The 19,099-nt window shown below is 67.2% G+C and carries 17 protein-coding genes; 6 read left to right on the top strand and 11 right to left on the bottom strand.

The window, feature by feature from the left end; genetic code table 11:
• Nucleotides 1-3: 3 nt before the first annotated feature.
• The 10 genes from ACZ7L4_RS38735 to ACZ7L4_RS38690 form a co-directional block, all read right to left on the bottom strand.
• The gene (locus ACZ7L4_RS38735) at nucleotides 4-501 is read right to left on the bottom strand and encodes a hypothetical protein (RefSeq protein ID WP_472109748.1); all 498 of its coding nucleotides are present in this window, start codon (nucleotides 499-501) and stop codon (nucleotides 4-6) included.
• A 31-nt stretch (nucleotides 502-532) separates the two neighbouring features.
• Nucleotides 533-1,006: a hypothetical protein gene (locus ACZ7L4_RS38730; RefSeq protein WP_472109747.1), complete on the bottom strand. Its 474-nt coding sequence runs from the start codon at nucleotides 1,004-1,006 to the stop codon at nucleotides 533-535.
• Between the two features lie 602 nt (nucleotides 1,007-1,608).
• Entirely contained in the window at nucleotides 1,609-2,163 is a 555-nt protein-coding gene (locus ACZ7L4_RS38725; protein ID WP_472109746.1) for a hypothetical protein, read from the bottom strand.
• A gap of 32 nt (nucleotides 2,164-2,195) precedes the next feature.
• Nucleotides 2,196-3,701: an ATP-binding protein gene (locus ACZ7L4_RS38720; RefSeq protein WP_472109745.1), complete on the bottom strand. Its 1,506-nt coding sequence runs from the start codon at nucleotides 3,699-3,701 to the stop codon at nucleotides 2,196-2,198.
• 20 nt (nucleotides 3,702-3,721) lie between these two features.
• Nucleotides 3,722-4,177 (bottom strand): DUF6238 family protein, encoded by a 456-nt coding sequence (locus ACZ7L4_RS38715; RefSeq protein WP_472109744.1) that lies wholly within the window; start codon nucleotides 4,175-4,177, stop codon nucleotides 3,722-3,724.
• A 50-nt stretch (nucleotides 4,178-4,227) separates the two neighbouring features.
• Complete coding sequence (locus ACZ7L4_RS38710) at nucleotides 4,228-5,697, bottom strand: SCO6880 family protein (protein WP_472109743.1); 1,470 nt, start codon at nucleotides 5,695-5,697, stop codon at nucleotides 4,228-4,230.
• 111 nt (nucleotides 5,698-5,808) lie between these two features.
• Nucleotides 5,809-7,173, bottom strand: a complete 1,365-nt coding sequence (locus ACZ7L4_RS38705) for an SCO6881 family protein (protein WP_472109742.1) — start codon at nucleotides 7,171-7,173, stop codon at nucleotides 5,809-5,811.
• A 34-nt stretch (nucleotides 7,174-7,207) separates the two neighbouring features.
• On the bottom strand, nucleotides 7,208-7,900 hold the full coding sequence (locus ACZ7L4_RS38700; protein WP_472109741.1) for a hypothetical protein: 693 nt from the start codon (nucleotides 7,898-7,900) through the stop codon (nucleotides 7,208-7,210).
• Nucleotides 7,900-8,208, bottom strand: a complete 309-nt coding sequence (locus tag ACZ7L4_RS38695; protein ID WP_472109740.1) for a DUF6112 family protein — start codon at nucleotides 8,206-8,208, stop codon at nucleotides 7,900-7,902. Before ACZ7L4_RS38695 ends, ACZ7L4_RS38700 begins: the two co-directional genes overlap by 1 nt.
• 63 nt (nucleotides 8,209-8,271) lie before the next feature.
• The gene (locus ACZ7L4_RS38690; RefSeq protein ID WP_472109739.1) at nucleotides 8,272-9,423 is read right to left on the bottom strand and encodes a C40 family peptidase; all 1,152 of its coding nucleotides are present in this window, start codon (nucleotides 9,421-9,423) and stop codon (nucleotides 8,272-8,274) included.
• Between the two features lie 583 nt (nucleotides 9,424-10,006).
• Here ACZ7L4_RS38690 and ACZ7L4_RS38685 point away from each other — a divergent pair.
• Nucleotides 10,007-10,756 (top strand): DNA-methyltransferase, encoded by a 750-nt coding sequence (locus ACZ7L4_RS38685; protein WP_472109738.1) that lies wholly within the window; start codon nucleotides 10,007-10,009, stop codon nucleotides 10,754-10,756.
• Nucleotides 10,757-11,727: 971 nt separating this feature from the next.
• Nucleotides 11,728-12,966 (top strand): IS256 family transposase, encoded by a 1,239-nt coding sequence (locus ACZ7L4_RS38680; RefSeq protein ID WP_472109737.1) that lies wholly within the window; start codon nucleotides 11,728-11,730, stop codon nucleotides 12,964-12,966.
• Nucleotides 12,967-13,465: 499 nt separating this feature from the next.
• Here ACZ7L4_RS38680 and ACZ7L4_RS38675 read toward each other — a convergent pair whose 3' ends face one another.
• Nucleotides 13,466-16,567, bottom strand: coding sequence for a Tn3 family transposase (locus ACZ7L4_RS38675; protein WP_472109736.1), 3,102 nt, complete (start codon nucleotides 16,565-16,567; stop codon nucleotides 13,466-13,468).
• A 185-nt stretch (nucleotides 16,568-16,752) separates the two neighbouring features.
• Here ACZ7L4_RS38675 and ACZ7L4_RS38670 point away from each other — a divergent pair, with 185 nt between their 5' ends.
• From ACZ7L4_RS38670 to ACZ7L4_RS38655, 4 genes are read left to right on the top strand one after another with little or no spacing between them, the layout of a single operon-like run.
• Nucleotides 16,753-17,637 carry a hypothetical protein gene (locus tag ACZ7L4_RS38670; protein WP_472109735.1) on the top strand — a complete coding sequence of 295 codons (885 nt, stop codon included), beginning with the start codon at nucleotides 16,753-16,755 and terminating at the stop codon, nucleotides 17,635-17,637.
• On the top strand, nucleotides 17,634-18,266 hold the full coding sequence (locus tag ACZ7L4_RS38665; RefSeq protein ID WP_472109734.1) for a hypothetical protein: 633 nt from the start codon (nucleotides 17,634-17,636) through the stop codon (nucleotides 18,264-18,266). The genes ACZ7L4_RS38670 and ACZ7L4_RS38665 overlap by 4 nt, the downstream gene beginning before the upstream one ends.
• Nucleotides 18,266-18,772 (top strand): hypothetical protein, encoded by a 507-nt coding sequence (locus ACZ7L4_RS38660; RefSeq protein WP_472109733.1) that lies wholly within the window; start codon nucleotides 18,266-18,268, stop codon nucleotides 18,770-18,772. The genes ACZ7L4_RS38665 and ACZ7L4_RS38660 overlap by 1 nt, the downstream gene beginning before the upstream one ends.
• Complete coding sequence (locus ACZ7L4_RS38655; protein WP_472109732.1) at nucleotides 18,769-19,074, top strand: hypothetical protein; 306 nt, start codon at nucleotides 18,769-18,771, stop codon at nucleotides 19,072-19,074. The genes ACZ7L4_RS38660 and ACZ7L4_RS38655 overlap by 4 nt, the downstream gene beginning before the upstream one ends.
• Nucleotides 19,075-19,099 lie beyond the last annotated feature (25 nt).

Raw genomic sequence — 19,099 nt, 5'->3', positions numbered from 1 at the left:
GATTCAGAAGTGTGGGTTCTCGGTTCCGGCCTCGCGGGCAGCCGCGGCTTCGAGCAGTTCAGGCAGGTCAGTTGGAGTGGCGTCCCGTTGATCGAGCCACCAGCCGGCGCGTGTGACCCGCCGTATGAGGTCCTCGATCGCCTCCCATTCGGTCTCACTCGTCGTGCCCTCGACGACGAGTGCGGTGTAGGCGTCGCGTACGAGTTGATGACGACAGCGCACAGCCCAGGCGGCCGCTCGATCCGTGCCCTCAAGGGGCGGCATGAGGTACTGCTCGGACCACTCTTCGGCGGCCTTCTGCTCCTCGGCTCGCTTCTGCATGAGCCAAGCGGCCTTGGTGTTGGTGCCCTGGTCCGGAGTGGCGCGCCAGCAGTCAACGCAGTCACGGCCGGAGAGCCAGCGGGCGTATCCGGCCCGCCGGTCGGCGGGCCGGTCAGAGAGGTCGACGTCGGCGGTATGGCCACAGACGTGGTCAATGGTCCACAGCAACTTGACTGACATGGGTACAGCTCCTCGTCGGTGGCGGGGTTGTTCAGCGGCTACGGCGCGGTGATGTGGAAGAGGGGGTGCTGGTGGGGGCTTTCGTAGTGAGGTCTTCGGTGGGCGCGGGGCCGGAGCGATGTTGCGAGTGTCCGGTTGCCGCTTCAGCGCGCGTGGGCGGCGGCGCGACATGCGGCCGGTCCGCTGATGCGTAGTCGGTGCGCTCGGGTGCGTTCGTCGCGAGCGGCGTCGCGGCTGGGGAAACAGGTGGCTGCATGATCCTGGGGTCCGCCGCGACAGTCAGCCCGGCTTCCTGAAGCTCACGGGCGGCTCCGCCCACAGTGCGTACGGCGTGGACGTGTGGTGTGTCGGTCGGCAGCAGGTACACGTCGTGAGCTGGGGAGTGCAGGAAGTGGTGCTTGCGCAGGACCTTGTCCAGGAACGGGCGGTCGTCTGCTGTAGCGGCGGCGACGCCGAGGCCTGGGATCAGTCCGAAGGCGACATCGGGCTCGGGCGGTTGCTCCATCTCGGGTTCCTTGGTGTGTGTGGGCTGTCAGAGCGCAGGCCTTGGGTGCGACGGGTCGGGGCGGTGCACGATGTCCTCGACCAGGGGGTGGCCTGAGCGCTGGGGCACGCCGGAGACACACCCATCACCGCGTCGGTCTTCAGCTGGTGTGTGGCGGGCCTGCGCGCTTCCGAGGGAAGTTGCGGTGCTGGGTTGGCCCGGCTGGAGTGCCGTGCGGCGAGCAGGGTGCAGCCGTCATGAAGTGAGACGGACTCGTTGGTCCTCAGCCCTGAATCGCCTGTGCGCGGCATGTTCTCAAGGCCCCGCGGTCGGCAGGGACGGCGCCGCGTACCCAGCACGATGTACAGGTCCCGGTGAGGTCAGACATGACTGCACATGAGCGTCTGACAGTGGCTCGAACCCAACTCAGCTGGACGTGCAGTCGGCTTCGGGGGAGCGACGCAAGATCTAGTCGAAGGTGATGTCTCCGGCATGTAGATACACCTCGCGCAGGTCGAAGCCGGACGGGAAGGCAAGGGTGTGGTTCATGGGCGGAGTTGGTGACACCGGCGTTGTGCGCTATCGGCGGTGGGTGCAGGCGGCCCGCCAAGGAAGCTCTGGTGTCACCTTGAGCGTCCCGATGGGCCAGGGCGGTGGCCGGTGCTTGGACGCTCAGCCGGCTGGGATACTCGTTGGACGAGATGGCGGTGAGGGCGGTGTTCCCCGCGGGGCCGGGGGTGCAGCAGCTGGGCAGCTTCGTCTCGCCCCGCCTGCCACGATGCGACGGCGGCGTCCGAGTACGTCGGGTCGACAGGCTCGTGAGGCGCGAGAGCACCGCGTGCATACGCCTGGTGCCGTTCGTCGGGGTCGAGGCTCTCGTCCCAGTCATCCCAGGGCCACAGAGCCTCGAAGGTGTAGTGGCCCTGACCATCCGGGTGGATGGTCTCGGTGAAGGCTTCGCCGCAGTACTCCTTTGTTGCCGTGAGTACCAGAGAGTCGTCCTCCCAGGAGCCGGTGAGACCGTAGGCATCCTTGTTCACGTCAGCCACGATGCGCTCTGCTGTCCGGCGCGTGAAGGAGAGCTGGTCGTATCCGGTCATCGTGGGTCGTTCAGACGCGCCCAGGTACGGGCTGGTCGGAACTCCCTCGACGACAACGAGGTGGAGGAATCGTGTCATGCGTGGGCACCGCCTTTCGGGTGAGGGGTGGTTCAGTGCATTCGGGAGTCGGTGTCGAAGAGCTCGCGCTCGCGTGGGTGGAGCAGGTGCTGGGTGATGAAGGAGCGGCCGGCTACCTTCCAGAGCCCGCGCCCCTTCGTGAGGGCGGAGACGGCCTGGGCCTCGACGCCGGTGAGCCCCAATAGGGCGGCTGAGGCGGGGAGTTGGTCTGCCTCCTGGCGGTAGATGATGCGGGTGGAGCAGTCGGTGAGCAGGCCCTCGGCGAGTGCGCGCCCGCGCGACCCGGCGTCTCCCGCCGTCAGGAGGTCGGAGAGGCGGTGGATGATCATCATGTTGGCGATGCCGAGGCCACGGGAGAGCTTCCACTGACTCTGCATGCGCTCCAGCAGGGCAACGTGTCGCATGACCCGCCAAGCTTCGTCGTAAATCACCCAGCGCCGTCCGGCAGTGGGGTCGGCGAGCGCGGACTCCATCCAGGCCGAGGCACATGTCATCGCCAGGACGAGAGCGGTGTCGTCGCCCGCGCCACCGAGCCTGGAGAGGTCGATGGAGAGCATCGGCGCGTTCGAGTCGAATGCGACGGTGGATGGCGCATCGAACATGCCGGCCAGGTCACCGTGAACGAGCCGGCGCAGAGCGTGAGCCAGGTCTTCGGCAGATTGGCCGAGGCGTCCAGAGTGATCGCCGAGCGCCTCGTCGAGGCGGTCGGGGGAGCCCAGGACATTCGCGATCTGACCGAGCAGGGGAGTCGTGCCGGTCGCCTCGGAGTGGCTGACGACTTGGTCGAGCGCGACATCGAGCGCGGTGTGCTCCATGGGATGCAGCTCGCGGCGCAGAACGGTCTTCGCGAGCGACGCGAGTAGGAGGAGACGGCGTTTGCGGACCTCGCCAGCCCAGTCCCGTTCGTTTACGCCGGAGGGCTTCGCCGGGGCGTCGAGCGGGTTGAGGCGACCGGGAAGCCCAGGGCCAAGAGCGATCGTCCGCCCGCCCAACTCCTGGGCCACGACGCTCCATTCGCCCTTGGGGTCGCAGGGCACGTAGATGCGGTAGCCGAACGCGACGGCGCGCAGGGCAAGGGACTTGGCGAGGGCGGACTTGCCCATGCCGATGACACCGGCGAGCAGGATGTTGGGGTTGGTGAACCCGTCGAGCCTGTCGTACAGAGCGAAGGGGTCGTACGTGAAGGCGGCCTCGGCATGCACGTCTCGACCGACGTAGATGCCCTGGGAGCCGAGGCCGCCTTCTGCGAGGAAGGGATAGGCGCCGGCGGCGACCGCGGTGGTCATCCGGTGAGGCGGGAGCTTGAGTTTGCCACCGCGGGCAGAGGCCGGGCCAGGGCGTCCGGCGGGTGGGTAGGTGGCTCGCAGGGCTGGGTCGAGACCGGGCGCGGGGCCGCGCGGCGCGGGCCGGACCTCATGGCGAGCCTGGTCGCGAGCGGCGGTGAACTGCGCGCGGGCAGCTCGGGCGGTACGCCGGTCAGACTTGCGAGGTACGTAAAGGTGGCTGGCGCTGGCGCGGCTGCTGGTGCGAGAGGGCATGGCGGCGGAGGCTCCGGTGGTCAGTGGCGGGTGAGGCCGGTGAAGGGATCGCGTAGGTCGGTGGGGGTGTGATCCCGCCGGACGCGGGCGGCGGAGGCCACGTGGCGCTGGCAGATGGTCAAGTAGGGGGCGCCTTCGGGCAGCCGCGCTCGGCACGCCTCCCGGGAGGGGAGGCGCCCGGTCTTCGGGGCGGGTGCCGAGTGGAAGGCGGCGTGGATGTGATCGGCTGCCTGCCACAGCCGAACGCGGCAGGCCTTGAGGTGGTCGCCCTCGTCGGCGGCGACCGGCGTGGTGCGTGCGGTGTGCGCATCGAGCAGTCCGTACAGGGCGATCAAGTGCGCGTGCAGCGAGTCCAGTTCGGGACGGCCCGCGGCGGCTTGGTCAACGGGCATGTTGATGGCCCGGTGGAAGTCGAGCGACGCGGTGGCGAACGGAACGAAGTCCGAGGCCGGTTCGGGCAGGGGGTCGGTCGGCATGTCGGGGTGTGCCCTTCGGTGGAGCGCGGAGAGACGGTGATGCGGGTGCGCTACGGACGGGCGAGTGGCAGTGCGGCGCTGGTGAATGCTTCGGCCTGCTGCCACGTCAGCGGGCGCAGGTCGATGAGGGCGGCCACGGCGGCGGTCTCGATGGCGGCGCAGGCGGCGTTGAGCTGCTCGTCGCTGTCCGCGCTGACGGTGAGGAGGCCGGTCAGGGCGACATCGGAGTGCCCGGCGATGAGCTGGCGTTCGCGCTGCTTGATGTCGGCGTACTCGACCGAGTCCTCTTCGGAGTCGACCTGCCCCTTGCGAGCACGCTCGGCGGCATCCGCGATGACGGTGGCCTTCTTGCGCTGCACATCCTTGAGCGCGGCATCAAGGCCCTGGGGCGCGTAGGTGAGGGACAGGCTGCGGCGGACGCCGGTGGTGAACAGGAGCTGGTGCAGGAACCCGGGGTTGGCCTCGATGCGGGGCCAGTTCTCGATCCAGAAGGTGGAATGGTGCGCGGAGTCGGTCTGGATGCGATCGGCCTTCTCGACCAGGACGACGGGGCCCGCGGCGGCAGGTTCGGCCTGCGGGCGGCCCGAGGCGGACCACTGTTCGAGGGCAGCCGATGCCTTCGGGTCGTAGGCGGTGCGGATCACGGCGGCGATCTCGGTCGCAGGAAGCCAACCCGTAGGTACAAGACCGGAGTTGCGAGCAGACTGGTCGAAGGTGGCGGTGACCTGCGCGAGCACGGCGAAGGCGCCGGTCAGTCCACCGCCGGCCTGGTTGATGAGTCGGCGGGCCGCCTTGAGGTCCAGGGCCAGGGCGACGTACGCCTCGTGTGGTGCGGCGGCAGGCCCGGCAGCGGCCAGCAGGTCGGAGTAGATCGGCCCGGCCAGCGGGGTGTGTGGGTCGCCGTGCTCGGACCAGTGGCGGTTGAGTGCGTCGCCGGAGTCGGGGACGGTGCGCTCCAGGACCTGGATGCGGGCGATGTGTCCGGTGCGGGCGAGCGCGGCCAGGGTGCGGCCCCAGCCGGAGACATTGCTGGACTGGGTGGCCGGGTCGAGGAGGGCGTACGCGCGGGAGGACACCTTCACCACGGCGGTGAGTGTGCCGGAGTGGGGGTCATGTACCGCGCCGAGGCGCCGGTTGGGCGAGGTCACCACGCGCAACGAGGCGGCAGTTCCCGGCAGATGCAACAGCCCCTCGCGTCGAGGCCGGGTGGCGGGCCGGGCGAGCCACAGAAGCTGACCTCGACAGCGGCGCAGCGCGTAGCGGATCACGATCGGCGCCCAGTCGGCGAGCGCGCGCCCGCGGTGCCGGACGAAGACACCGGCCAGTGCGAGCGCCCACAGGGGGAGCAGCTTGAGGGCGCCGATCACGCCGGAGGTGAGCAGGACCGCGAGGAGCAGCAGGCCCGATGCTCCGAGGGCGGCCAACTGGGGTGCGGTGAGGCCGAGCAGCACGCCACGGCGTGAGCGGTGCGGGAACTTCACACTCGCTGGAGTGTCGGGGTGGGGAGCGTCAGAGAGCATGGCGAAGGTGTCCTTCGAACACGAGCGGAAGGCAGAAGAAGTCGTTGGGGAGGAGAGCGGATGCGGCGGCCGCGCTGAGGCAGAGCTTGCGGCCGCCACATCCGCCGTCGGCTACGAGCCCGATCCGCCCCGCGGCGGGTAGGTCCAGCGCTGGGGAGTGGCGTCGCCCTGCGGTGCAGGAGCGCCGGACCGGGCCGAGGGTGGGTCCTCGTGCAGAACCTGGGATGCTGCGACGGAAGTGCCCTGCGGAGTAGGGCCGGACGTGACAGGGGCTGTCTCCTTGGCTGCCTCGCCGGGGCGTTGGATGAGCGGGATCCCACGGTCCCCGTCGCTTTGGGGGCGTCGGATCAGGGGCTTGCCCTTGTCACCGGTGGCGTTCGGGTCCTCGCCGAAGCGGAAGTGGGTCTGCTTCGGCTTGTCGTCGCCGCCCGAGCCGCCGGTCGGATCGATGCCCGAGGCCATCCCGCTCGAACCCTGGCCAGGTACCTTCGACGGCCCTTGTGGGGCGGGCGTCCCGGTGCCGACCTGCATGGCGAGCTGGCCCGCGGTCTTCGCCGCACCGGCCGCCACCCCGATGCCGGCGACACCTGTGCGGTGCAGGTCGTCCTGGCCGCCGCCGTCGGCCGCCCAGTGCACGAACTTGTACGTGGCGTAGGGGCACAGCAGCACGAGCACCATGACGACCATGCCGGTGAGCGCATCCGACAGCGCGCCGATGCCGCCATGGGCGTCGGTCTTACCCATGGCGGACACACCGAGCAGGAACACGATGGTCATCAGCAGCTTGGAGACGATCAGGGTGCTGGTCGCCTCGATCCACCCGCGTCGCCACCGACGCGCGACTTCCCAACCGCCGCCCGCCCCGGCGAACACCGCGAGCGAGACCAAGATCAGGATGCCGACCTTGCGGGCCACCATGACGGCCCAGTACAAGAACGCTCCGATCGCGCATCCGAGCGCGACGAACGCGGGGGTCGCCCAGCCGAGCCCGTACATCGCCCCCATCTCGTTGACCTTGATGACACGGCGCAGTGCATCGTCCACCGAGGTGTTGGCCGCCTGGAACAGACCCGCGCTGAGCGCATCGACGACAGTGATCGCCACCGTGGTGCAGGCGATGGCGGCGAACGCGAACAGGACCCCGGCCACGGTGCCGTACACGGCCTGGGCGAGCGCACGCTCGTCGCGGCGCCACGCGGCCCGGGTGAGCTGAAGGCAGAACGTCCCAACGGTCAGCACCAGCCCGATGGGCAGCAGGAGCTCGTAGTTATGCCGGAACCACTCCGCGTTCAGGTCGATCGCCGTGGTCTTGTCTACGGCCCTGGTCGCCAAGTCCGCTGCGGACTGCGCCAGTTCACCCATCGACTTGGCGATCCAGGCGCCGATGCCGTCGGTGATGGCTCCACCGGTCGCGCCGGCCACGCCGCCGATGGTGTCGCACACCGTGTTCATCAGGGGAAGGTCACACGCCCCCATGAGGGCACCTCCGTAAGCGAATCGAGGGCCGTGATCACGGCGAGACGTTCGGCAGCACACCGACCAGCGCGCAGGCGTGGTGTGGCCGGCACTGGACCGCGAGGGTGGTGGAGCGAGACTCGGCGCCGGCGCCGGAGCCCTTCCAGGCAATGGACTGCTTGCCGGACACCGTGACGGCGTACACGTACGCCTTGGTGATCGCGCCGGGATCCTTGCGCAGAGCGCTCTTGAAGGCCTGCGGGAAGTGGCCTTCGCTGACGGTGGCCGTTGCACGCTGCTGGTTGTCGTGCATCCGAGACCACAGCACCGGGCTGGGCACCTGCTCGGCCACCGACTTCCAGTCGGCGACGTAGTTCTCATCGGTCATCCACGGCTTGAGGCCGGCGAGTTGGTCGGGGTGCGAGTGGGAGCGGGTGTCGTAGCTCCACAGGGCCTTTGCGGCGGCCTTGGCGAAGGTGACGGGGTCGCGGGTCTTCGGAGGCGCGGCCACCGCAGCATCGTTGGCCGGCGCCTCTGTCGGGGAGCCATTCGGGGCGGACGGTGGCGCCGACGGAAGTGATGTCTTGTCCCGCGTCGACGGGGGCTCCGAGTACGTCAGGTGGGCCACCAGGCCGGCGACGGCCAGCAGAACGGCAAGCGTGGCTACTCCGATGGCAGCGCGGCGTGCCACCGAGGATGAGCCGCGGCGTCGGTACCTGTCCGAGGTCGAGATGGGGTTCCTGGGCATCAGTGGACCTGCGTCCCCATCGCCGAGAAGAACGCCACGATGCCGTTCGCGGCACCCAGCAGCAGGGCACATCCGGCGGCGACGACGGTGCCCTTCTTGCCTGTGGCCTCGGCCTGGTGGCCGCCGCTGTGGTGACCCCAGGCCCACACGATCGCGGAGATCGCGAGTGCGCCGACCACGGCGATGATGCCGAACAGGTTGATGCTGCTGATGACCTTCTTCAGGACATCGAGGCCGGGCAGGCCGCCCTCGCTCGGTGTGACACCGGGGTTGTACGCCAGGATTTGGGCGTGCTGGATGAGGCTCACTGGTTCTCCAAGTCGGAAATGGGCGCGTGAAGGCCCGGGTGTGGGGGAGCGGAGCGGCGGTGGTCAGACGATGCGGCGGGCGGCCAGCACGTCTGATCGCCAGTCGGCGAGCGGAGAAATCTTGACGACGTCACCGGTGTGCGGGGCTTGCAGGATCAGCCCTTCGCCGATGAACATCCCTACGTGCTGCGGGGCATCGGCCGTGCCTTCGGTGAAGAGCAGGTCGCCGGGCTCGAGCGCACCGATAGTGACCGCCCTGCCTTCCTTGACTTGCGTGTACGTGGTCCGGGACAGCGCGATGCCACCCGCCTTGTACGACGCCTGCATGAGCGACGAGCAGTCGCAGCGGCCCATCGGATCCTGGCCGTGCGGCTTATCGCACGTGCCGCCCCACTGGTAAGCGGTGCCCACCTGACGGAGGCCCCACCGGATGGTGGTGCGTATGGCCTTCGGGGCGTCGGATGGAAGCCTGTAACCCTTGGGGAGAGAGCCTGCCGGGATGTCGCCGAACTCAGCTCCGTCGGCGCGGGCGCCGCAGTCGCTGGACTTCGCATGCGAAGCGAAGTCCGCGTCGCTCGAGGCACCGGCGGCCCCCGCTGATTCAGAGCCCGACGGCCTCGACAACGAAGAGGCCAGGGCCTTTTGGAGGGAATTCGCCAGTGGCACCCACTTGGCGTACGCCTCTGGGAACCCGCTTTGCTGCACTGCCTGAGCCGCCTGCGCGACCGTCATGGACTGCCACCCGGGAGTCTTGAGCAGCGCCTCGTAGAACTTCGTCGACGCGTGCACTGGGTCACGGACTTGCGCCGCCGTTCCCCAGCCCTTGCTGGGGCGCTGCTGGAAAAGACCCAGCGAGTCCCGGTCCCCGTAATCGAGATTCCGAAGTCCGGACTCTTGCAGGGCAGTCGCCAGGGCGACGACCCGGCCGCGGGCCGGGACCTTCATCGCAACCCCGGTGGCCAGGACTGCTTTCGCGTTGGGTACTTGCTCGGCGGGACTGTCGAGCCCTGCGACCGACACCGACCCCGTGCCGTTTCCCTCAACAAGAGCATTCACCTGCCGGGACACGGCCACAGAATCCAATGCCTGTGCGCCGCCCGGTGAACAAGTGCCGCCCTGTGTCGCCTTGGTGCCGGCGACGGCCAGACCGAGCGGGGCGACAAGGAAGAGTGGAACGAGCGCCACCGTGCCGATGAGGGCCGGAGCAGCCTTCACAACCGGGCTCCTGCGGCGGGGCGGCGGGGTGGAGCGGGCGATGCCGGAGACGGCTGCGCCGAAGCGTGCTGCATCAGCAGCTCCTAACTCACAGACGGCGCAGCACGGGCATCCTGGTCGAAGGCCGCGCGACTGAGCCGAACAGAAACATGCAAGCGTGAAACTCAGGGAGGCGAGCTCGGGGCGCCCGGGGCGATTGCACACCCAGGGCGCCCGACGCCTCCCTCGTGAAGAACGGCAGCCAGCCGCACTCTTAATCTCAGAGAATCCACGACGATGAACTCCTCGATATGCGCAGGACGAATTCAAGATGCCGTTCAACTGGCATGCGGCTGAGCGCTGCTCGGTGACGACGGCGGCACTTTATGAACGAAGTCCGTCCGTGCCAAACGCGGGCCTCTTAAGGAGCTGATGGTCGTGACAGCGGCAGCAAGACGTTAGGTCTGGCCGAGCCGGGAGGATAACCTCCCGTTCACTCCCCAGCTGCCTGGGGAATCTGCACCCGTACACGCACCATCAATGCTGTCGTGTCGGCGGATTGATTTCCGCCCCGCCCGCCCCTGCAAACAGAGAGAACCGCGCAATGTCTTACACCCTGCATCGAGGCGATGCGCTCACGGCACTTGCCGGTATACCCGACAACACCGTCGATGCGGTCATCACAGATCCGCCCTACAACAGCGGGGGCCGTACCAGCGGCGAACGAACCGGGCGCACGGCCCGAAGTAAGTACACGTCCGCCGAGGCGGGCCACCACCTGGCCAACTTTCCCGGGGAAAACCGAGATCAGCGGTCCTATGGCTTCTGGCTCACCCTCCTGCTCACGGAGTCCTACCGAGCCACTGTTGAGTCCGGCACTGCACTGGTGTTCACCGACTGGCGGCAACTCCCCACGACGACCGATGCGTTGCAGGCCGCAGGCTGGACCTGGCGGGGCATCGCGGCATGGCACAAGCCGGTCTCCCGCCCCCAGAAGGGTCGCCTCAAGCAATCCTGCGAGTACATCGTCTGGGGCACGAAGGGGTCGGTAGATGCCAGCCGCAACCCCGTTTACCTGCCTGGTCTCTACACGGCCAGCCAGCCTCGCAAGGACCGTGTCCACATCACCCAGAAGCCAGTCGAAGTCATGCAGGAACTGGTGAAGATCTGCCCGCCCGGTGGCACCGTCCTTGACCCGTTTACCGGCTCCGGAACCACTGGTGTGGCCGCCTTGCTCGAGGGCCGCCAGTTCATTGGCGTCGAACTGTCCGACCACTACGCCAACATAGCTGAGCAGCGACTGGGAGGAACACTTACCCAGGGTGCTTTCGAACTCGCTGGACCTGAAAAGTGAGAACCAGACTGGACATGATCTGGGCTGTTCCTCGATTGAAACGTTGGAGGGAACGGCCAGTTCTTGGGGCCCGCTATGCGGCCTCGGCGCTGCAGCGAACCAGGTGTCAGCGGTGGCGTTTTGAACCGCGTTCCTCATGAGGCTCGAGGTTGCCACGCCCCGTCAAGGGCCGTTGGGTGAAGCTGTCCCGCAGGCCCACGGTCTTCTTGGGAAGGCGAGGCGGAGGGAAACCGCTGGCGCGTCGGCGAGGTTGAACTCCTCCGTCGAGCAGCCACGCACCGATCGCTGTCAGGACACCAGCCGGGTCCGCTTGCACAACATGCGGCGCCTGTTTCGGGCGCAGCCCCGGGCCCGCGCCGTGCCTGGAACACCGGCAACTCGTAAACGGTGAGGCCCGGGGCGTGCGTCGCGCGCGCGGCGCGGGTCCACCGGCGGGGTCGCAACGCGGAGAGCGGTTGACCGTGCAACCGAAGCGCTGTCGTTACACGCTCGTTCCGCCCTCCTGCTGCTCGGCCTTTAGACGGGGTGAGGAAAGAGGTCTTCGTCGCTGTGGACCGGAAGGTTGTCGTCCATCAACGCTCCCCGCAGCCGTCGCGAGTAGGACTTACAACGCTAGTGGGAGGCTCGGACAATCGGGACGGAGCTCAGGAGGAGGAGAAGTTGGGAGACGCAAGGGGGGTGGGTCAACAGCAGTTCATGCTCGCAGGGTGTGTTGGCAATCGACGGTCAACTTTTGCTTCTGACCAGTGCAGACATGTCGTGCAGATCTGGGCTGTCGATAGGAAGGCGTCCGTGGGGTCGGTGACTCGCCTGCGGTACCTCGGCCCACATGGCGAGGGTTACGTCCAGGGAAGTGGTGTACGGGTTCGACCTGATCCGGGGGTTTGCTCCGGCGTCGGGATGGTGCCCGCATAGATGAACGGCCATCGGCTGATCTTCGAAGTGTCGAAGCCTCGAAGGAGATCAGCACGATGACCGCACCGGACAGTCTGCCCCTGCACGCCCTGACCGAAGACAACCTCGCCGCGGCGAGTCCCGATCTGCTGCGCGCGATGGTCAAGACGTTCGCCGACGCCCTCATGTCCGCCGAGGCCGACGCCCTGTGCAACGCCGAATACGGGCAGGCCAGCGACGAACGCGTCAACCACCGCAACGGCTATCGCCCTCGCGAGTGGGACACCCGTGCCGGGACCGTCGAACTGGCCGTCCCCAAGCTGCGTCAAGGCAGTTACTTCCCGCACTGGCTTCTGGAGCGGCGCCGGCGGGCCGAGCAGGCCCTGATCTCGGTCGTCGCCACCGCCTACCTGCTCGGCGTCTCCACCCGCCGGGTCGAGAAGCTCGCCGAGTCCCTGGGCGTCACCCAGCTGTCGAAGTCCCAGGTCAGTGCGATGGCCAAGCACCTCGACGAACAGGTCGCCGCGTTCCGCAACCGACCCCTGGACGCCGGGCCGTATGCGTTCATCTGGGTCGACGCGTTGACGCAGAAGGTCCGAGAGGGCGGCCGCATCATCAACGTCCACGCGCTGATCGCGGTCGGCGTGAACGCCGACGGACACCGCGAGATCCTCGGCATCGACGTCGCCACTGCCGAGGACGGCGCCGGCTGGCTCGCCTTCCTGCGCTCCCTGACCGCTCGCGGCCTGTCCGGTGTCCAACTGGTCGTCTCCGACGCCCACACCGGCCTCGTCGCCGCGATCGGCGCTGTCCTGCCCGGAGCTTCGTGGCAACGATGCCGCACCCATTACGCCCGAAATCTGCTGAGCCAGGTCCCGAAATCGGCTCAGCCGTGGGTGGCCACCCTGCTGCGGACCGTCTTCGAACAACCCGACGCCGACGCGGTTCGCGCCCAGATGCGACATGTCCTGGACGCCCTGGAGGCCAAGTTCCCCAAGGCGGCAGCCCACTTGGACACCGCCCAGCACGATCTCCTGGCCTTCACCGCGTTCCCGCGTGAGATCTGGCGGCAGATCTGGTCGAACAACCCGCAAGAGCGGCTGAACAAGGAAATCCGGCGCCGCACCGACGTGGTCGGCATCTTCCCCGACCGCACCGCCGTGATCCGTCTGGTCGGCGCGGTCCTGGCCGAGCAGAACGACGAATGGACCGAGGCCCGCCGCTACATGGGACTCGACCTCCTCGCCAAGGCCCGCCTCCACCCGATCGAGTCAGAAACCGACGAGACCACCCTGCCCACCGAACTCACCGCATAGCCTCAAAACGAGATCGCCGAGTGGCCGTTGATACACCACTCCAGCGGACGTGATCCATGGCGAGGTCCCCGCCGTTTGAAGGTGGGTACCTCGCCATGTGGTTGGTCAGGGTGGATCGGAGCTCGTCCTGGTGGCTGTGTTGTGCTCGGGTTCACCGTTCACAAGTACGCGCAGGAGTGAGTCGGTGTCGACGCGGGTGGCGACATCCGGCTCCAATCGGCTCTCGATGGAAGAACTTGGGCTGACCGTGCGCTAAGGGATCTTTGGCTGGTCGGATGGGGTGTCAATGGGGGCATGGCGTGCCGGCGAAAAGCGGAGCAGGCGCGCCTGGGCGTGGGGTTGACCGGGTGGGGCCTGTGTTCGTGACGCCTTGGCGGTGCTGATTGCAGAGCCTGTAGCCGTACGCATACGACGGCGGCCAGTCCCGGTGGGGGGACTGGCCGCCGTCGTTGTGCGTGGCCGTGGAGTGGTAGGAGGCCGGTTGTGGAACTTGCCTGCCTCAGTCCTCGGATGCTTCCGTGCCGATGTCCTCGGGCTCGGGCAGTGGTCGCATCAACCCCTCCAGCAGGTGGGGCAGTTCGAAGGCATAGCGTCCCTTCATGTTGATGTGCTGGAAGATGAAGGGGGAGAGCTGGGCCACATCTGGTGGGAAAACAGGAAGGCCGCGCCCACGCATTCGCTTGATGATCTGGTCCATGTAGAAGGTGTTGAAGAGGACGATGGCGTTGAGAACGAGTCCCAGGGCGCTCAGGTTGTCTTCCATGCCTTCGTGGTAGCGGTGCACTTGGCCGGAATTTCCGTGGAAGATCTTTTCTGCGAGTTTGTGGCGCGCCTCGTGGACGATGCTTTGCGTCTCGATCCTGCGGCAGAAGTCGGAATCGTCGAAGAGAGCGAGGACGTGGCGGGTCTTCATGATGCGCCCGTAGCTGGCGATGGCCTGGCCGAGCGAGGTCACGCGGCCCTTGCGGACGAGGATCCGGAGTACGTCATGTGCGCGGATCGCACCGGAATGCACAGCGCATACCAGGCGAAGAATGTCGTCCCAGTTGCGTTCGATAAGTCCCAGGTCGATCTGGGACCGGGTGGCCCTGTCGAGGGGGCCGTAGTCCGCAGTCGTGTCGAGGCGCCACAGTTTCGTCCGGGCGAGGTGATGAGGGGCGGGGGCGTAGCTGTAGCCGGACAGGGACAGGAGGCCGAAGGCAATGTCCTCGTGATCCCCGGTCTCTCCCACGATGGTCGTTCGCTCGCCGCTGGCGGTGCTGGCGTCGTGCGTCTCCTTGTCGAGACGTGTGTGGCGTTCGTAGACGACGTCGAGGACGTGCAGGCATGTGTCTGCGGTGCCGACCACGACCTTGCCGGCCAGTTGGGTGGCCTGGTCTGAAATCATGGTGAGCCAGGTGAGTTCGGGCGTGCCGTCGGCGGACAGGCGGGCGGGAATCTGGGTGCGGGGGACGACGAAGCGCATGCCGTCAACGAAGGCGATGCGACCGCCGCCCCAGGTCTGTGCTAGATCGATCTGCTGCTGAAACTCGAGCATCAAGGTGTTGAAGGCGTCGTACGTGTCCGCGCGGCAGAACTCCCGGTCGGCGTGGTCGATCTGCGCGCTGGACAGGCCCTTCCCGTTCCCGCTGACGGGCTCGAACCCCACGTTGCAGCCTCGGGCGACGAGTACCGCGGACAGCGTCGTGGCCAGATGCGGCACTCGTGCGGCGGCGCCCGACAGGGCGGTGAACGCCTTCTGCCCGTTGGTCCACTTGAAGACCTCCAGCAAGAGCTCGGGCAGGTCTCCCTTGGGCATCATGTCGGCGACGTCCCTGCGGAGCTTTCGCGCACTCGCCGACATGGGTGCGGGCGGGAGCTTGTGGAAGAGCACTTGCCCGCCGGGGCCGAGTTCGACCTGGCTGTCGGGCGGAAGGTGGGAGGCGGCCACGCGCAGCTCGCTGTCCATGCGGATTCGCAGCTCGGCAAGGTGCTCGGTGGGGTCCGCGGGCAGCTCTGTGCTGTCGAGCAGCTCGCTCTTCTTGCGCTGCCATTCCTCGTCCGAATACAGCCCGCCCTGGGGGTTGCCCCACTTTTTGCCACCGTAGGCAAAGATCTCCCGGTCACGCAGAAGACAGTGAAATGTCTCCACGAGGCAGAAGGCGTACGCCCTCACGTCCACCGTGCCCTCGGGGAGGTGGGGAGCCTGCAACGCCAGCGTGCGCCATGAGCCGTCCAACAGCGTTGCGTCGATGTGGTTCACGCCCAGAGCGCTGCGGTTCATCAGCGCGGGCAGGGTGCGAAGAGCCTGCAGGACCGGCCTTGCTTCGGGGGTGGCGTGAAACGCCACGGTTTCAAGGAGGGACGGCAGGTAGTTCTTGAGGGTGTCGAAGTGGTCGAGCATGGCCCTCCGGCGTGCCTCATGACTGTCCGAGTCCGGGGCTGGCACCAGCTCAGTGAGCAGAGCGATGGCCTCGTCGAGATCCAGGTCGAGGTCCGACCGCTGGCCGAGTGCTGAGATTAGCTCGCGCAACGACCGCGGGTCAGTATGTACTTCGGTGATCTCCCCAGTAGTGGTGTCGACGTGCTCCTCCGCCGCTTGGAGCAGCGCATGCACGAAGGCCAGCAACCGGCCCGCCGCGCGGACGAGTTCGGGGTAGGAGGCGAGCTTCTGCTTGTTCGACCTGCGGCGCGGCTTGCCGAGGAAATCGTTGCTGACCAGAGTGTGGAAAACGTCCAGGGCATCGTCTACTGAGGCGGATTCGAGGTGCTTGACGGTGGCCAGAAGGATGGCGCGCTGCCGATCTTCATCCAGGGCCCGGCGGCGCGACGGCTTGGCCTTGAAGCCATAGCGCGCCAGGTGCGCGATCCTGCTGTGAGGCACCTCGGAGACGTCCACACCCTTGAGGCCGAGGCCACGTACCAGTCTGATCCGCTCCAGCGCCTGGTCGAAGGATTCCCAGGTGGCCCGTTGTGGACCCTTGCGCAGACGATCCAGCGTGTCGCGCCCGTTCCCACTTGGCAGCAGCTTGTCGAGACGCGAACGTTGTTCGTCCGTCAGCGCTCCTTCGAGCGCTGCGTACATCCTATCCTCGGCCGTCCTGCGCGCAGAGGAAACCAACTCCTGGAGGGGCGTCCGGCCCGGCAGCAAGACACTGCGTTTCCGCAACCAGGTCACCGCGAAGATCAGCAGAGCTGCCGGACCGTCGACGGTCTCCCAGGCACGGGCGTTCAGCGCCGTCCTCAACGCCTCCTTGTGGGCGGAGAAGTCCGACCAGCGGCAGGCGCGCCTGATCTCGGAGGCGTGGGCACGGGCCGTTCCGTCCCGTTCCCCGTACTGCCGGAGGACGGCCAGCGGATCGTCGATGCCGAGTTGCTCGGCCACGTACACGACGACGTACGCAGGCACCTCGTTGAGATCGGAGAGACTCCGCCCAAGGTAGCGGGGGATGGTCAACTGCAGCGCAAAACCCAGGCGGTTGTGGTCCCTGCGTTTGTCGCTGATCAGCCTCAGGTCTGCATTGCCGAGATGGAAGTAGATACCCAGCTCCTCCTCGCTGAGGGTGGGTGGGAATTCCGGATAGCCGCAGCTTGCCTCGCCTCGACGGAACGTGTCTGTCACCTGCACTCCTTGGACAATCGGATGGCCGTGCGCGGCAGACTCCGGCTCCGTGGCAAGCGGCGTCAAACGGCTCTCGCGGGGTGCCGACTCCTAGCGCACGGCTGGCCGGAGTTGTTCCAATGACGGCCATCTGAGGGACGGGTGAGTTCTTGGATCCTGCGGGTTGGTGCCTACGGTCTGGGCCCATGAACACCACATGGGTCGAGCCAAATGCTCGTGATGTGCCCCGCTTCAGCTCGGAGCAGGTCGAGCGCGGCCGCCGGCTGGTGAGCCGTGACGATCTCCTGACCGGGGAGCGGCAGCACACCAGGCTGGAGATCGGTGCCCTGCTCCTGGAGATCGCCCCTGGCACGTGGTCGGAGGACGAGCACGGCCTCAGGAAGGTCGTCGCCGAGTTCGCCGAAGAGATCGGCATCTCGGCGGAGACCGCACGCGAGTACCGGCGTGTGGCGGCTGAGTTCAGTCCACACCTGCGCGAACGGGTACGGGCGACCGGCTTGACCGTCTCCTACTCCGTCATCAGGGAGGCGGCGATCGACAGCGCCGGGTCGGGAAAGGCCGCTCCCGAGCGGTGGAAGGTCTTGATGACGATGCTCGAAGCGGCGGTGAACGGCGGAGAGCGGGTCACCGCCCAGAAATACCGCCAAGCGATCGGCGCCCGCCTCACCGTCGATGCCGGGATCGGTCTGACACCGGACCGCATCATCCAGCAGCTCGCCCGGGACGACGTCCGCTTGAGCGTGGTGGACCGCATCACCGAACCGGAATTCCTTCGCGAGGTCCTGCTGTCCGATCCCGTCACGGAGCTGAAGGTGCGCGAGTCGCTCGCCGAAGTCGATCGTCTGGCGCACCGGCCTGCAGCGTCGTCCCGGCGCGACGCCGATGTTGATGAGCGCCTCCTGCTCCAGCTGCGCCGCCGGGTCAACTCCATGCGCCAAGTCGTGCAGATGCGCCCGGAGCAGATTCTCAACATCGCCGACCGCGAGACCTTGGACGAACTCGCCGATGCCTGCCGCTCACTCGCGGACTGGATTGCACAGATCGAACGCCGGAAGGAACACACCGCATGACCACGTCCCGCTTTGCGTCACTCTCAGCCGCCAGTCGGCAGTGGGTCGTTGAGGAGTACACCCCTCTGATTGCCCAGCACCCCGACAAGTACCGACGCCGAGGGCTCTTTTTCGACGTCCTCCACGAGGCGTCCGCCAACGGGGAACTCTGCGCCCTCGAATACCTTCAAGCCCTCACCGGCCCGGGCATCGCCGCGCTCGATGACGAGCTGATGGGCAAGATCGTCAAGCTTGCGGAGAACACGTCGGGCGAGTCGGACAGCCCGGACGCCGAAGCCGCAGACCGCGATGCGGGAGAGGGCCGTGGCCCGACGGTGTGCGGCCCGGAAGATGTCCCACAGCAGCGCACCCTGTTTCCGCTCAGCGTCATCGAGGACAAGATCCAAGACATCCGCAAGAAGCTGCAGCGGATCGATGCCGAATGCAGGCGCCTGCGCGAACAGGAACGTGACAGCCGCGAGGTGCGCAAGATGATGCGCGCCGAGAAGCAGCTGCTTGAACGGCAACTTGCCCAGCTCCAGGAAGCACGAGCGCGGGCCCAGGCCGCCCCCGATGTCGGCCTGGACGACCTCGACCAGCTGGGCCTCGACCCGGACCTACTCGGCCTCAATGCGCTGGCGGTGCTGTGATGATGCTTTCCTCCCGGGACTGGCACGACTACTGGAAGAACTTCGTGCCCGCACTGCAACGGGAGCAGCGTCGAGGTGCACATATTGCTGATGTGGTCACCACCTGCGGCTGCGTTGTCGAGATCCAGCACGAGAGCATGTCCCCGACCAAGATCGGGGGCAGGGAGCTCGACCACGGGCACATGGTCTGGATCTGGGACGTGAGAGAGGCGTATCACGCCCGGAATCTGAAGATCACCGGGTTCAACTGCGGTGTAGTGACGTTCCGTTGGAGGAATCACCGCCGCAACCTGCGAGCCTGCCGCCGGCCGATATTCCTAGACCTCGGACAGTTGAGGGGCACCTCGCAACGTGTCGTGATCAAGACCGACACGTTCACCGAAGACGGTCGGGGAAGCGGCCGTCTGATCTCGCATCACGCCATGCGTCTGTGGATGGCGGCCGGTATCCCGTACAAGCAGCTGCAAACCCTCCCGGACGGCACAGAGATCGGAGACCGTGCATGAGCACAGTGGAACTACGCACCCTGGCCATCGAGTTGGACGGACTGCTGCGCCTCGTCCCCGGGCAGTACCACCTGTCAGGGCCGCTGGTCGGCAGAATGGTCACCGACCGGGTTTTTCAGGGGAGATGCGAGTACACCGGCGATCACCCCACGCCTGTTCGCATGGCGTTGTACCGCCCTCTGGCTGCCACGGATCCGCGCCTGGTCGTCGTGGACAACACCGGAAGCCGGTGGGTCATGAGCTTCCGGACCTGCCACGATCCGCGCTTTTGCAAGATCAGCGGCTTCCATCCGGGCCTCTGAGTCATTCAGTGCAGCACATGCCACG

It is taken from the genome of Streptomyces sp. NPDC107575, from assembly GCF_055657265.1.
This window is presented reverse-complemented; position numbering and strand designations above follow the sequence as displayed.

What these genes read in the sequence shown, in the direction of transcription:
- ACZ7L4_RS38735 (WP_472109748.1), bottom strand. Translation starts at nt 501, where the DNA reads ATGTCAGTCAAGTTGCTGTGGACCATTGACCACGTCTGTGGCCATACC.
- ACZ7L4_RS38730 (WP_472109747.1), bottom strand. Translation starts at nt 1,006, where the DNA reads ATGGAGCAACCGCCCGAGCCCGATGTCGCCTTCGGACTGATCCCAGGC.
- ACZ7L4_RS38725 (WP_472109746.1), bottom strand. Translation starts at nt 2,163, where the DNA reads ATGACACGATTCCTCCACCTCGTTGTCGTCGAGGGAGTTCCGACCAGC.
- ACZ7L4_RS38720 (WP_472109745.1), bottom strand. Translation starts at nt 3,701, where the DNA reads ATGCCCTCTCGCACCAGCAGCCGCGCCAGCGCCAGCCACCTTTACGTA.
- ACZ7L4_RS38715 (WP_472109744.1), bottom strand. Translation starts at nt 4,177, where the DNA reads ATGCCGACCGACCCCCTGCCCGAACCGGCCTCGGACTTCGTTCCGTTC.
- ACZ7L4_RS38710 (WP_472109743.1), bottom strand. Translation starts at nt 5,697, where the DNA reads ATGCTCTCTGACGCTCCCCACCCCGACACTCCAGCGAGTGTGAAGTTC.
- ACZ7L4_RS38705 (WP_472109742.1), bottom strand. Translation starts at nt 7,173, where the DNA reads ATGGGGGCGTGTGACCTTCCCCTGATGAACACGGTGTGCGACACCATC.
- ACZ7L4_RS38700 (WP_472109741.1), bottom strand. Translation starts at nt 7,900, where the DNA reads ATGCCCAGGAACCCCATCTCGACCTCGGACAGGTACCGACGCCGCGGC.
- ACZ7L4_RS38685 (WP_472109738.1), top strand. Translation starts at nt 10,007, where the DNA reads ATGTCTTACACCCTGCATCGAGGCGATGCGCTCACGGCACTTGCCGGT.
- ACZ7L4_RS38680 (WP_472109737.1), top strand. Translation starts at nt 11,728, where the DNA reads ATGACCGCACCGGACAGTCTGCCCCTGCACGCCCTGACCGAAGACAAC.
- ACZ7L4_RS38670 (WP_472109735.1), top strand. Translation starts at nt 16,753, where the DNA reads ATGAACACCACATGGGTCGAGCCAAATGCTCGTGATGTGCCCCGCTTC.
- ACZ7L4_RS38665 (WP_472109734.1), top strand. Translation starts at nt 17,634, where the DNA reads ATGACCACGTCCCGCTTTGCGTCACTCTCAGCCGCCAGTCGGCAGTGG.
- ACZ7L4_RS38660 (WP_472109733.1), top strand. Translation starts at nt 18,266, where the DNA reads ATGATGCTTTCCTCCCGGGACTGGCACGACTACTGGAAGAACTTCGTG.
- ACZ7L4_RS38655 (WP_472109732.1), top strand. Translation starts at nt 18,769, where the DNA reads ATGAGCACAGTGGAACTACGCACCCTGGCCATCGAGTTGGACGGACTG.